The organism is Nocardioides sp. (assembly GCF_036374615.1).
Lineage (GTDB): Bacteria > Actinomycetota > Actinomycetes > Propionibacteriales > Nocardioidaceae > Nocardioides.
In genome coordinates, this window is record NZ_DASUTK010000101.1 from 1 (window position 1) to 11,453 (window position 11,453).

The following is an 11,453-nucleotide window of genomic DNA, read 5'->3' on the forward strand; positions in this document are numbered from 1 at the left end:
TCTCCAGGTCACCGGTGACGTGGACGGCGCGGACGAAGCTGTCCTGGTCCTCGAGCCCGTCGACGTACTGCGCGCCGACCCGGGCCATCCGGATCATGTGCAGCACGACCGTGCGGGTGTCGGTCAGCTCGACCCCGGCGGCGTAGGGCTCCAGCGGCGAGCCGGGCGGCGCCATCAGATACGGGACCACGTACATGGTCTTGCCGGCCGAGGCGCCGCGCATCCGCTCCACGAGCAGCGCGGTCATCTCCGACGCGGGCTTCCAGTTGTTGTAGACGCCGCGGTCGCTCTCACGGTTGGTGGCGACGATCGTGCGCTCCTCCGAGCGGGCGGTGTCCTTGTAGTAGCTGCGCGAGTAGTAGCGCCCCTCGCCGGCGGGCTGGAGCTCCCCGGCATCCAGGGCCTCCTGGATCAGCCGGGCGTCGTCGGCGGCGCTGACGACCTCGATCCGCTCGGCGCCCGTGAGCTCGGCGTACTCCGCCACGAACTCGCGGACCTTCGGGTTGTGGAGACCCGCTGCGTCCAGGGCTGCCTCGACATCTGCCATCTGATCTGTGCCTCTCGTGAGGTGGACCGGGGGCGTCTCGACCGCCCCGATCGCGCGACGTGCCGCCACCATAACGATGGTCCGCGGATTGGAACGCTCCACTTCTGGACAGGTTGTGGGATCCACGTCACGCGGACCCGGAGGGGGTGGGATTTCGGGATGGCGACACGGGTCCGCTATCCTCATCCGGTCGCGCTGTTCGCAGCACGGCATGCGCCTGTAGCTCAACGGATAGAGCATCTGACTACGGATCAGAAGGTTTGGGGTTCGAATCCCTACAGGCGCGCAGATGGCCCCGGCTGACCTGCAGGTTCGCCGGGGCTTCCTGCTGTTCAGGCGTGGCTGGTGCTGGGGAGCGCGCGGTCGACCAGGGCCGCGGCGGCGGCGCGTGCCGTGGCAGGCGCAGCGTGCTCGTCGGCGATGGCGTAGCTGATGATGGCTCCCTCGTGCAGGTTCAGCAGGGCCACGGCCAGCTCGTCGGCATCGGCGACGCCGGCCTCGAGCAGCAGCTGGTGGAACAGGCTCCGCAGCCACTTCTTCTCGGCGACGACCACCTGCCGGCCGGGGTGGTCCGGGTCGGGCAGCTCGGCGAACGCGTTGACGAAGCTGCAGCCACGGCTGTTCTGTGACAGCCACTCGGGGAGCACGTCGAACGGTGCGAGCACTCGCGAGCGGCCGTCGGCCGGCTCGGACTCGAGGCGGTCGACGATCATCGTCCGCCAGCGGCGGTCGCGAGCCTTGAGATAGGCCACGAGCAAGCCGTCCTTGGACCCGAAGCGGTCATAGAGCGTCCGCTTGGTGACGCCGGACTCGGCAGCGATGGTGTCGACGCCCACCGCGTGGATCCCCCGGCTGTAGAACAGCTCGGAGGCGACGTCCAGGATGCGTTGCGCGCCTGGGGTGAGGCGTGGCTCGTCGTCGTCGACGGTGACTGGCGTTCTCATGATTTCCCTTGACTTCACAGGTCTGTGTACCTACGGTTTCCGGTATGACTTCACAGACCAGTGTAGTACGCCCCGAGCGCCGAGCCGAGGCATCGGGGAGCCGGTCACCGTGGGCTTTGGGCAGTGCCGGCATCGCGATGGTCGGGGTGGCCTACGGCTTCGCCCGCTACGGGTACGGCCTGTTCGAGCCCCAGCTCCGTGAGGCGTTCGGTCTCTCGATCACCGCCTCCGGAGTGATCGCCGGCGGCGCCTGCCTCGGCTACGTGCTCGCCCTGGTCTCGGTCGGACTGCTGGCGCGACGCGTGGGGCCGCGGCCTCTCGTGACTGCGGCCGGCCTGACGGCGGTCGCAGGGACGGCGCTGGTGGCGGTGGCGCAGCAGCCGTGGCAGCTGTGTGCCGGTCTCGTCGTGGCCGGGACGAGTGCGGGGTTCGCGTGGGCGCCGTACTCGGACGCCGTCGACCACCTGGTGCTCCCCGCTCGGCGTGACACCGTGCTCGCGGCGATCGCCAGCGGTACGGCGTTCGGGATCGTGGTCGCCGGCGGGCTGGCTCTGGTCAGCATGGACGCCGGCTGGCGCTGGGCGTGGGCCCTGTTCTGCGCGATCGCGGTGCTGACCACGGCCTACAACTGGCGGTTGTTGCGCGACACCACCTCACACACTCTTCAGGGACGAGACGTCCCACGGCTCTCGGTGCGGTTCTTCCTTCGACCGGGCACGCGTTCGCTGTACGTCACGGGCTTGTCCTACGGCGTGGTCGGCGCCGTGTACTGGACCTTCGCGGTGTCTGCGATCTCGCAGGCCTCGGCGGCCCCAGCCCTGGCCGCTCCGGCGTTCTGGACGCTGATCGGGGTCGCCGGGACCGCGGCTGTCCTGACCGGACGGCTGCTCGCGCGGGTCGGGCTCCCGCGTTCCCACACGCTCCTGATCGGCGGGATCGGCACGGCGACTTCCCTGCTCGGTGTCGCCCCCGGCTCGTGGCTCGCGGTCGGCCTGTCCGCCGTCGCCTTCGGGGCGTGCTTCATGGGCACGTCCGGGCTGCTGGCCGTGTGGAGCCACGGCGTCTTTCCGGACCGGCCGGCGGAGGGCCTGAGCGCGATGCTGCTCTTCCTGGGACTCGGCGCCACCGCCGGCCCGCCCGTGTTCGGCGTGCTCGCGGCAGCGTGGGACTTTCGGACGGCGCTGCTCATCACCGCAGTCGTGGCCTTCGCCAGCCTGGGGCTGCGGCCCGCTCTCGATCCAGACCGCCCATGATCGATCAGCGCCGGGTGGCCAGCTGAGGTGAGACCGTCGTTCACGTCGTCGGAACGACAGCGACCGGACACGTCGCGTGCTCCAGCGCTCCCGCCGAGACCGAGCCGAAGAGCAGTGCCGTGGGAAGACCGCCGTGGTGGGCGCCGACGACCAGCAGGTTCATCCGCTCGGCCCGCCGGGCCAGGTCGACGGCAGGGACGCCGCGCGAGACCTCGAGCCGGACACGCACCTCCGGGTAGCGCTCTCCGAAACCCGCGACGGTCTCGGCGAGCGCGCGGCGCTCGTCGTCGACGTCGACCGGCGGCAGGGCCATGACGGCCGGCCCCGTGGGCACCAGCACCTCGGAGAAGCTGTGCATCACCGTCAACGGCAGGGCACGTTGGGCTGCGATCCGGAAGGCGAACTGCAGCACGGGCCGCGACCGCTCGGACTCGTCGACCCCGGCCAGCACGCCGTTGCGGACCAGTCCCGGGTTGCCGGGCCGGTGCACCACGACGGGGCAGGCCGCGTGCTGAGCCACCGCGGCGCTCACCGAGCCGAGCAGCACGCTGCGCAGGCGTCCCCGGCCACGTGAGCCGAGCACCACCAGAGACGCTTTCCTCGAGGCCTCGATCAGTGCTTCGCGGGGGTCCGCGACGCACACGGCCTCCGCCACGTCGACCTCGGGAGCCCTCCGTGCGACCTCCACGCGGGCTCGGGCGATCACGTCACGGGCGGCGTCGGGCGCCGCTTCGGAAGCCGGCACGGCGTGGACCACCGTCAGTCCGCGCTGCTCCAGGAGTGCCTGGTCCGCCGCCCACCGAAGGGCGCGTTCGGAGTGCTGCGACCCGTCGACGCCGACGACGAGACGACCGTGGAGGTTCGCGCTCATGACGTCACTTCTCCTCCGGCGCGACGACCACCGGGCAGTCGCTGCGGTCCAGCACTGCCCGTACGACGGGACCGAGGTGAGAACCGAACGGAAGCAGGTGGTGGCGACGACCGACGACCAGCAGGGCCGACCGTGCACTGGCGTCAAGGAGCGCCTCGGTCGGCGGCGCGTGGACGACCTCGACCGTGGACGACACGTCGGGGAACTCCACCCTCAAGGGCTGTAGCGCCGGTGCCAGCTCGTTCTCGAACTCGCGGGCACGCTCGTGCCGGTAGTCGTCGTCGACGGCGATCACGTCGTACCCGGAGTCCAGCCACCACGCGTTGAGGACGGTCAGTGGGACGGCGTGACGCCGAGCCAGCTCGTGGCCCAGCCTCAGGACCGGTGCCGCTCCGGCGACGTCCTGCACGGCGGCGGTGATCCGGGGCTGGTGTGCGTTCGGCTGCCAGCCCTCCGGGACCGTGACGACGGGGACGTGGGCCCGGGCCGCGACGCCGTTGACGGTGGAACCGGAGAAGAGGCGATAGACGCGCGAGAGGTGACGGTGCTCCAGCACGATCTGGCTACCGAGGTCGGCAGCCTGGACGAGCTTGGTGGGTACCGTCCCCGGGTCCGAGAGAACCGCGGAGGTCACGGCCACGCGGCCGTCCACCAGGTCGCGGGCCCGCTGCTCGGCCTTGTCGAGGATCCCGCGAGCCTCGGCGGCGACGTCGCCGTAGACGCCTGCCGCCATCGCCGAGGCGGCCGGGATCTGCAGGACGTGTACGACGTGGAGCGGTGCGGAGACGAGTACCGCATCTCGCGCGGCGTACTCCAGGGCGGCCTCGGCGCCGGTCGGGCCGACGGCGACGACGATGGGGGCGGATGTGTTCATGTGGATCACCTCGGTGTGTTCGGGTCGGGATCGGGTTCGGGGACGACTGCGACGCTGCTGCGGGCGAGATCCAGCACGGCGGTCGTGGCCGAGCCGTACAGCAGCCGTGACCACCGAGAGGGGTGGCGGCGGCCGACAACGATCAGGTCCCGCGGGGGTTCGTCGCCGGTGAGCACCACGTCCACGAGGCCGCGGGCCAGCTGGAGGTCGACCTCGACGTCGGGGTACTTCTCACGCAGGCCGGCGGTCGAGGCGGACAACATGGCCCGCAGGTCGTCCACGCCGGGCTCGTCGTCTCCGACGAGGTGCCCGTAGGCCTGCTGGCCGGCGACGTCCCAGTAGGCGTGCATGACGGTCAACGGCAGCCCCCGCTGCGAAGCGTGCCGGAACGCGAACTCGATGACCGGGACCGAGGACGGCGTTCCGTCGGCACCGACCAGGACGCCGGAGCGCTGCCCGTCGGCCGCAGGGTCGCGCACGACCACGACCGGGCTGGTCGCGTTCTGTGCGACCGCCGTTGCCACCGAGCCCAGGGCCAGTCGGCGCCATCCGGACCGGCCGTGGGAGCCGACGACGACCAGGTGTGCTCGCGTGGACGCGTCGAGCAGGGCGTCCCGCGGATCCTGGTGCGCGACGAGCGGGTGGACGTCGCGCTTGGGGTTCACATCCTGGGCAACCTTCACCGCTTCGTCCACCACGTGGCGCGCCGCGGTGTCCATGATCGTGTCGAGGTCGCCCTGTGCCGCGCTCCACACCGCCAGCTGCACCGGATCGGCGACCACCGGGTTGCGGTACGCGTGGAGGACGACGAGCCTGCGGCCCTCCAGGGCCGCCTGCTCCGCGGCCCACACGAGTGCGCGGTCCGAGTGCTCCGATCCGTCGACGCCGACGACCACACTGCCGTCGAGTAGGTCCCTGTCCATGTGTCCAGCGTCGTCGGCGACCGCTCGCGAACCCACGGTCGGACTTCCTCCGATCGGGGGACCAAAGTCCCGGCGGGGAAGCCGCGTCATCGCCGAGTGGCCGCGCGCAGGTCGCGGAGGGCCAGCGGGACGAGCACCGCGAGCGCCGGCACGGACCAGAGCCACGCGCCCCACCCGAACAGCATCAGGGCGACATGGAAGAGGATCACACCCGCCCAGCCGACGAGTGCCGCTCGTCCGCCGACGATGAGCAGAGTCCCGAGCGCCAGCTCCCCGGCCATGACGAGCAGTCCCCAGAAGACCGGGTTGGCCATGAAGATCTCCGACCACCCCGTGCGTACGAAGCCGAACACGGCGCCGTCCGCGAAGGGCCCGTAGACCGTCGGGTCAGCCACCACGAGCCCGAGGTGAACTCCCCCCATCGTGAGGTAGAAGCCGCCGACCGCCGTTGCGCCGACGGACGTACGCCGCGCCGCTGGGCGGTCGGTCGTGGCGGAGGGGACAGCGCGGGTGGTCATGACACCCGGTCCGTTCGTGCGCTCACCTCGATGACGCCGGGCACGGTCTCGGCGAGCAGCCGGGCGACCACCGCGTCCCGCGTCCCTTCCGGACCGACCAGCGTGACGTTGCCGTCGGTGACCTGCACGAACCAGCCCTCGAGGCCGGTGGACCGCAACAGGTCGTCGATCTGTCGTTCGATGTCCTCGTCAGCACGCGCCAGCAGCCGGACGATGTCGCTCCTGCTCAGGACTCCCTCGAGCTGGCCGTGGCGATCGACGACCGGCAGGCTCTTGACGGTGGTCGAGGTGAGCAGGTCGACCGCCTCTACGAGATCGGTGTCGGCGTGGACGGTCACGGGGTGGCCGCTCATGACGTCGCCGACGCGCTGCGCCGGGATGCGGGTGTCGGCGGGCGGGATCTCCTGGGTCCGCGGGTCCCGAGGCAACAGGTCGCGGATCAGGTCCGCCTCGCTGACGACTCCGCACACCTGACCGTTCGGGGTCACCACGGGGAGCGCGGTGACCCTTCGCTCGGCGAGGAGGCGGAGCGCCGCCTTGATCGTGGTGCCCGGCTGGACGCTCGCGGGCTCGGTCGTCATCACGTCGCGGACCAACATGGTGTTCTCCCTCTCGCGTGTGGTCGTCATGTCGTGCTGTGTCTCGGCAGAACCTGTGCGGCGAGCTCCGTCGCCCAGGCCCGTGCCCGGTCGAGCTCTCCCTCGAGCAACGGACCGTCGATGCCGTCGACGTACGACGAGTGGGCGCCGAGGACCGGACGGAACCCGGCGCCGCGCGCGAGCCGGGCCGCCTTGCGCGCCGCGGATCCAGGCAGATGGCGGACACTGCCGGACCGGGTGTCGAAGACGGCGGCGGCGATCGGCGCCGACGGCGGGTGGATCCGGGCGTCGGCCAGCCACTCCCGCAACCCGGTCGCGGCGCGGTCCGCCGGAGCACCCTGACGCACCGCGTCCTCGCGCGTACGTGCGCGGCTCAGGGTGAAGGCGTGCGTCGGCGCCCCGAGCAGCACGACGTCGACCGCGAGCGCCGCGGCCCGGGGAGCCGCGGACACGGGGACGAGGTCGACGGTGATGTCGGCGGCGCGCAACGCGTCGGCCACCGCTTCGGCGACCGCGGCAGTGTTTCCGAACATGGACTCATAGATCACGGACGCTCGTCGCTGTGTCATGGCAACCTCCTCGGCTCGCCTCCACGATCACTCGTGGCGGTGCAGCGGTCACGGGGCGCCAGGCCCGAGGACTCGGGACGTTCGGCCCGTCAGGAACGACCCACCGATGCGTGAGGAACGACCCACCGATGCGTGCTCCTGATGGATCCGGGGTAGGGTGGTGCTCGTTGAAGAGGCTCCGGCCTCTCGGCGCCCCGCACATCGGGTCGCCGGCGCATCGGTCACACGGTTTCTTGGTCTTCGGTCAGCTGGACATCAGGCGCAGGGCGGATGTCTCAGCTCCGCGATGGGCACAGTGCTCACCGCGTCGAACACCGAATGAGGGTTTACCAATGGCACAAGGCACCGTGAAGTGGTTCAACGACGACAAGGGCTTCGGCTTCATCGCCCAGGACGGCGGCGGGGCGGACGTCTTCGTCCACCACACCGCGATCCAGGGCACCGGCTTCAAGACGCTCGCTGAGAACCAGAAGGTCGAGTTCGACGTCAACCAGGGCCCCAAGGGCCCGCAGGCGGAGAACGTTCGCGGCCTGTAGTTCGCACGCACGTCTCGCTCGCGGCGGCCACGATCACGCATCGTGGTCGCCGCCCGCATTTGGAGCCTTCCTGCCGCCTCCGTGGGTCGCGTCGCGCACGCCGCCTCAGGCCCGTACTACCGTCGGAAACATGACTCCGGCCGAGGTGCTCGTGGACGCGCTCACCCGCACTGCTGACGGCGTGACCGACGTGCTCGACAGGTCCACCGAGGACGACCTCGCCCACCGTCCGACGCCCGATGCCAACTCCATCGGCTGGTTGGTCTGGCACCTCGCGCGGGTCCAGGATCACCACGTCTCGGGCGTGTCGGGACTCGAGCAGGTGTACACCGCGCAGGGTTTCGCGCGGCGGTTCGACCTCCCCTTCGACGACGGCGCCACCGGGTACGGGCACAGCCCGCAGGACGTGGCGCAGGTCAGGCCACCGGCGACGCTGCTGCGGGAGTACTCGGGCGCGGTGCACGCCCACTGCGTGGCGTGGATCGGCACCCTCTCCGAGACCGATCTCGACCGGGTCGTCGACAAGCGTTGGGATCCCCCGGTCACCCTCGGCGTCCGGCTCGTCAGCGTGGCTGACGACAGTGCCCAGCACATCGGCCAGGCGGCGTACGTGATCGGGCTGCTCGGCCGGTAGCGCTGGATCACTGGGGTTCGCTCTCGGCGAACCCGGGATGACACGAGGCATCGTCGACGTTGTCGGGTGCATGAGCGAGCCGTCGCCCCTGGACGCCTACTCCGCCACCGTCGTCGGGGTCGCGGAAGCGCTCGGCCCACGGGTCGCGGCGCTGCGCGTGTCAGCCGGGCGCGGCGATGCTGCCGGGTCGGCCGTGGTGCTGTCGGCGGAGGGGCACCTGCTGACCAACGCCCACGTGGTGGGCGACGCGACCAGCGGGGAGGCGGCCTTCGCCGACGGCACCCTGAGTCGATTCGCCGTGCTCGGTCGCGACGCGCTCTCCGACCTCGCGGTCCTACGGGCCGACCGTGACCTGCCGACGCCGCCGGAGTACGGCGACGCAGACCGGCTCCGGGTGGGCGAGCTCGTGGTCGCCGTGGGGAACCCGCTCGGCCTGGCCGGGTCGGTGACGGCCGGCGTCGTCAGCGCCGTCGGTCGCAGCATGCCCGCGCGGGGGCGCCGTACGGTCCGGATCATCGAGGACGTGATCCAGACCGACGCCGCGCTGAACCCCGGCAACTCGGGCGGTGCGCTGGCCGACGCCCGCGGCCGCGTGGTGGGTGTGAACACGGCGGTGGCCGGCATCGGGCTGGGGCTCGCGGTGCCGATCAACGCCACAACCCAGCGGATCATCGGCTCGCTGGTGCGCGGTGAGGCGGTACGGCGCGCGTACCTGGGACTGGTGACCGGCCCGGCGCCGCTGCCGACGCGCTGGCAGGAGCGCACCGGGCGCCAGTCCGCGCTGCGCGTGGTCGAGGTCGTCTCCGGGAGCCCCGCCGAGGTCTCGGGCCTGCGGCGCGGCGACTTCGTCCTGGCCGTGAACGGCGCGCCGCTCGGAGACGCGCAGTCGCTCCAGCGGGTGCTGCGCGAAGACACCATCGGCTCCCGCGTCGAGGTCACGGTGCTGCGCAACGGCGCACTCGTCGACGCGGTGGCACAACCGGTCGAGCTCGACGACTGACATCGCGCCACGTCTGGGTACCCGACGACAACGAGCTCGTCGGAGCGGACTGCGGCCGTCAGCGAGCCTCGTGCGCGGGCGGCGCCTCGCATAGGGTCGGGTCGTGACCAGCGACCGGGCAGCCGTGCCGTGCACCCACGTCAGCGGCCACGATCTCGTGCCCGCCGACCCGACACCGGGGATGAGCCGCCGGCTGGCGATGCACCAGGACGGCATGTGGACCGGGCTCGTCGACACCGAGCCCGGGGCCGTCTCGGGGTGGCACCACCACGGCGACCACGAGACGACGCTGTTCATCGTGTCCGGCCGGATGCGGCTGGAGTCCGGGGCGGGTGGCGGCGACGTCGTCGAGGCCGGACCCGGCGACTTCCTCCGCGTGCCCGCGGGCGCGGTCCATCGCGAGTCGAACCCCGGGGACGAGCCGTCGCGCGCGGTGATCGTGCGCTGCGGCAGCGGGGAGCCGACGATCAACGTCGACGGCCCCGCCTGACGGCCCGGTCGCCTCAGGACGCGTCGAGGTCGACCGGCACCCGGAAGTCCGGGCCGCCGTCGTCGAGGAGCAGCGACACCTCGTCCAGGGTCGCGACGTAGAGGCGGAGCCGGGCCGCTCCCGTGACCCGGTCGGCGCCCCACTCCCCGATGCCTTGCCGCTCGGACTCCGCCTGGAACACCGCAAGGTGCTCGGCAAGCTCGGCGTCCGGGCACCTGCGGGCCCGGCCGCGGCCGTAGAAGGCAGTCCCGTGACCGGGTTCGACGGAGGAGTCGAACACCGTCACGGCGAGGCGTGGCTCGGCCGCGATCGCCTGGGAGTGGCGGGCCTCCGGGTAGGACACCCACACCAGGGTGGTGAGATCGCGGTGGGCGAACCAGACCGGGCTCGCCCACGGCGCGCCCGACCCGTCCACGGTGGCGAGCACGGCGTACCGGTTCTCCGAGAGCAGGCGAGCGGCGGTTGCCACGAGGTCCTCGGACACGATCAGCCCGGTCGGGTCGTGGTTGCGGTGGTGGTCGCGGCGCTCATGGGTCCTCTCCCGGTTCGCTAGGTGCGTGAGGGGTCAGACCTGCACCCGGCCACGGAATCATCGGTCCAGCCTGCCGGAAGGACGCGCGTCTGCGTACGACGGCGGCCGGCAGGAGCGTGTCCTGCCGGCCGCCGGTGAGCGCCGAGGAGGGTCAGGCCTCGGCGTACACCTCCTCGGGCTGCGGGATCTCACGGGCCTTCCGCTCCTGGGCGACAGCCCAGGCGATCCCGGAGATCCACAGCACCGCGACGAGCGCGGCGAGGAGGCCGACCGTGCCGCCGGTGGCGCCTAGCGCCTCGGCGATGGTCTTGGTGTTGGTGAGGACGATCAGTCCGCCGGCGGCGACTCCGAGGACGCGGGCCGGCAGGTGCCGCACCAGCCATGCGGCGACGGGGGCCGCGAGGACACCGCCGATGAGCAGCGCGAGCGCGTAGTCCCACGGGATGCCGGCGCTGCTGAGTCCGATGATGAAGCCGAGCGAGCCGCCGACGGCGACGACGAACTCGGAGGTGTCGATCGAGCCGACCACCTTGCGGGGCTCGAGCCGCCCGGAGGACAGCAGGGTGGTGGTGCCGACCGGGCCCCATCCGCCACCGCCGATCGAGTCGAGGGTGCCGCCGACCAGGCCCATCGGGATCAGGAACTTCTTGCCCGGGCGGGACTTGAACCGCGGCCGGCGTCCGCCGAGCACGAGGAACCGGTAGATGACATAGAGGCCGAGCGCCAGCAGTAGCCCGGCGACCCAGGGCTTGGCTGTGTCCGCGGGCAGGCTGGACAGGAACGTCGCGCCGGCGAACGCGCCGATGAAACCGGGGATCGCGAGGATGTTCACGGTCTTCCAGTCCACGTTGCCGAGCTTGTGGTGGGAGAAGCCGGACACCAGCGACGTGCCGATCTCGGAGAAGTGGACGGCTGCGGAGGCGGCGGCGGGAGCGATGCCGGCGGCGAGCAGCAGCGTGGACGACGTGACGCCGTACGCCATGCCGAGCGAGCCGTCGACGAGCTGTGCCAGCAACCCGACGAAGCCCAGTACGAGGAGCTTGCGCATGATGACCCTTTTCTATGTGTTCAGCAAAGTCACTTGAACAAGTAGAGATAATGCATTGAACGGCCTCCCGGGTCAAGTTCGGTCGCGGCGACGGCGGGTCGGGCAGGATGAGCCC

The 11,453-nt window shown here is 71.5% G+C and carries 14 protein-coding genes, 1 tRNA gene and 1 pseudogene; 6 read left to right on the forward strand and 10 right to left on the reverse strand.

Annotated features, from left to right (window positions below):
• Positions 1–547: pseudogene (locus tag VFZ39_RS08270) on the reverse strand (phosphoenolpyruvate carboxykinase); the annotation flags it as partial.
• Between the two features lie 213 nt (positions 548–760).
• On the opposite strand from VFZ39_RS08270, the gene VFZ39_RS08275 reads away from it, so the two are divergent.
• A tRNA-Arg gene (locus VFZ39_RS08275) sits at positions 761–833 on the forward strand.
• Positions 834–879: 46 nt separating this feature from the next.
• On the opposite strand, the gene VFZ39_RS08280 is transcribed toward VFZ39_RS08275, so the two are convergent.
• On the reverse strand, positions 880–1,491 hold the full coding sequence (locus tag VFZ39_RS08280; RefSeq protein WP_330865261.1) for a TetR/AcrR family transcriptional regulator: 612 nt from the start codon (positions 1,489–1,491) through the stop codon (positions 880–882).
• 44 nt (positions 1,492–1,535) lie between these two features.
• Between VFZ39_RS08280 and VFZ39_RS08285 the strand changes: the two genes are divergently transcribed.
• Entirely contained in the window at positions 1,536–2,744 is a 1,209-nt protein-coding gene (locus VFZ39_RS08285; RefSeq protein WP_330865262.1) for an MFS transporter, read from the forward strand.
• A 40-nt stretch (positions 2,745–2,784) separates the two neighbouring features.
• Here VFZ39_RS08285 and VFZ39_RS08290 read toward each other — a convergent pair whose 3' ends face one another.
• The 6 genes from VFZ39_RS08290 to VFZ39_RS08315 form a co-directional block, all read right to left on the reverse strand.
• Positions 2,785–3,615, reverse strand: a complete 831-nt coding sequence (locus VFZ39_RS08290; protein WP_330865263.1) for a universal stress protein — start codon at positions 3,613–3,615, stop codon at positions 2,785–2,787.
• 4 nt (positions 3,616–3,619) lie between these two features.
• Positions 3,620–4,489: a universal stress protein gene (locus VFZ39_RS08295; protein WP_330865264.1), complete on the reverse strand. Its 870-nt coding sequence runs from the start codon at positions 4,487–4,489 to the stop codon at positions 3,620–3,622.
• Between the two features lie 5 nt (positions 4,490–4,494).
• Positions 4,495–5,412: a universal stress protein gene (locus tag VFZ39_RS08300; RefSeq protein ID WP_330865265.1), complete on the reverse strand. Its 918-nt coding sequence runs from the start codon at positions 5,410–5,412 to the stop codon at positions 4,495–4,497.
• A gap of 86 nt (positions 5,413–5,498) precedes the next feature.
• A complete protein-coding gene (locus VFZ39_RS08305; RefSeq protein WP_330865266.1) occupies positions 5,499–5,930 on the reverse strand; it encodes a hypothetical protein in 432 nt (143 codons plus the stop codon).
• Positions 5,927–6,559 carry an HPP family protein gene (locus tag VFZ39_RS08310; RefSeq protein WP_330865267.1) on the reverse strand — a complete coding sequence of 211 codons (633 nt, stop codon included), beginning with the start codon at positions 6,557–6,559 and terminating at the stop codon, positions 5,927–5,929. Before VFZ39_RS08310 ends, VFZ39_RS08305 begins: the two co-directional genes overlap by 4 nt.
• Positions 6,556–7,098, reverse strand: coding sequence for a flavodoxin domain-containing protein (locus tag VFZ39_RS08315; protein ID WP_330865268.1), 543 nt, complete (start codon positions 7,096–7,098; stop codon positions 6,556–6,558). The genes VFZ39_RS08310 and VFZ39_RS08315 overlap by 4 nt, the downstream gene beginning before the upstream one ends.
• Before the next feature lie 332 nt (positions 7,099–7,430).
• Between VFZ39_RS08315 and VFZ39_RS08320 the strand changes: the two genes are divergently transcribed.
• From VFZ39_RS08320 to VFZ39_RS08335, 4 genes are all read left to right on the forward strand, one after another.
• Positions 7,431–7,634, forward strand: a complete 204-nt coding sequence (locus VFZ39_RS08320; protein WP_330865269.1) for a cold-shock protein — start codon at positions 7,431–7,433, stop codon at positions 7,632–7,634.
• Positions 7,635–7,764: 130 nt separating this feature from the next.
• Entirely contained in the window at positions 7,765–8,268 is a 504-nt protein-coding gene (locus VFZ39_RS08325) for a mycothiol transferase (protein WP_330865270.1), read from the forward strand.
• 70 nt (positions 8,269–8,338) lie between these two features.
• Positions 8,339–9,268: a S1C family serine protease gene (locus tag VFZ39_RS08330; protein WP_330865271.1), complete on the forward strand. Its 930-nt coding sequence runs from the start codon at positions 8,339–8,341 to the stop codon at positions 9,266–9,268.
• A gap of 103 nt (positions 9,269–9,371) precedes the next feature.
• Positions 9,372–9,758 carry a cupin domain-containing protein gene (locus VFZ39_RS08335; protein ID WP_330865272.1) on the forward strand — a complete coding sequence of 129 codons (387 nt, stop codon included), beginning with the start codon at positions 9,372–9,374 and terminating at the stop codon, positions 9,756–9,758.
• Between the two features lie 13 nt (positions 9,759–9,771).
• On the opposite strand, the gene VFZ39_RS08340 is transcribed toward VFZ39_RS08335, so the two are convergent.
• Positions 9,772–10,242, reverse strand: coding sequence for a pyridoxamine 5'-phosphate oxidase family protein (locus tag VFZ39_RS08340; RefSeq protein ID WP_330865273.1), 471 nt, complete (start codon positions 10,240–10,242; stop codon positions 9,772–9,774).
• Between the two features lie 199 nt (positions 10,243–10,441).
• Positions 10,442–11,338 carry a sulfite exporter TauE/SafE family protein gene (locus VFZ39_RS08345; protein ID WP_330865274.1) on the reverse strand — a complete coding sequence of 299 codons (897 nt, stop codon included), beginning with the start codon at positions 11,336–11,338 and terminating at the stop codon, positions 10,442–10,444.
• Positions 11,339–11,453 lie beyond the last annotated feature (115 nt).

What these genes read in the sequence shown, in the direction of transcription:
- VFZ39_RS08280 (WP_330865261.1), bottom strand. Translation starts at nt 1,491, where the DNA reads ATGAGAACGCCAGTCACCGTCGACGACGACGAGCCACGCCTCACCCCA.
- VFZ39_RS08285 (WP_330865262.1), top strand. Translation starts at nt 1,536, where the DNA reads ATGACTTCACAGACCAGTGTAGTACGCCCCGAGCGCCGAGCCGAGGCA.
- VFZ39_RS08290 (WP_330865263.1), bottom strand. Translation starts at nt 3,615, where the DNA reads ATGAGCGCGAACCTCCACGGTCGTCTCGTCGTCGGCGTCGACGGGTCG.
- VFZ39_RS08295 (WP_330865264.1), bottom strand. Translation starts at nt 4,489, where the DNA reads ATGAACACATCCGCCCCCATCGTCGTCGCCGTCGGCCCGACCGGCGCC.
- VFZ39_RS08300 (WP_330865265.1), bottom strand. Translation starts at nt 5,412, where the DNA reads ATGGACAGGGACCTACTCGACGGCAGTGTGGTCGTCGGCGTCGACGGA.
- VFZ39_RS08305 (WP_330865266.1), bottom strand. Translation starts at nt 5,930, where the DNA reads ATGACCACCCGCGCTGTCCCCTCCGCCACGACCGACCGCCCAGCGGCG.
- VFZ39_RS08310 (WP_330865267.1), bottom strand. Translation starts at nt 6,559, where the DNA reads ATGACGACCACACGCGAGAGGGAGAACACCATGTTGGTCCGCGACGTG.
- VFZ39_RS08315 (WP_330865268.1), bottom strand. Translation starts at nt 7,098, where the DNA reads ATGACACAGCGACGAGCGTCCGTGATCTATGAGTCCATGTTCGGAAAC.
- VFZ39_RS08320 (WP_330865269.1), top strand. Translation starts at nt 7,431, where the DNA reads ATGGCACAAGGCACCGTGAAGTGGTTCAACGACGACAAGGGCTTCGGC.
- VFZ39_RS08325 (WP_330865270.1), top strand. Translation starts at nt 7,765, where the DNA reads ATGACTCCGGCCGAGGTGCTCGTGGACGCGCTCACCCGCACTGCTGAC.
- VFZ39_RS08330 (WP_330865271.1), top strand. Translation starts at nt 8,339, where the DNA reads ATGAGCGAGCCGTCGCCCCTGGACGCCTACTCCGCCACCGTCGTCGGG.
- VFZ39_RS08345 (WP_330865274.1), bottom strand. Translation starts at nt 11,338, where the DNA reads ATGCGCAAGCTCCTCGTACTGGGCTTCGTCGGGTTGCTGGCACAGCTC.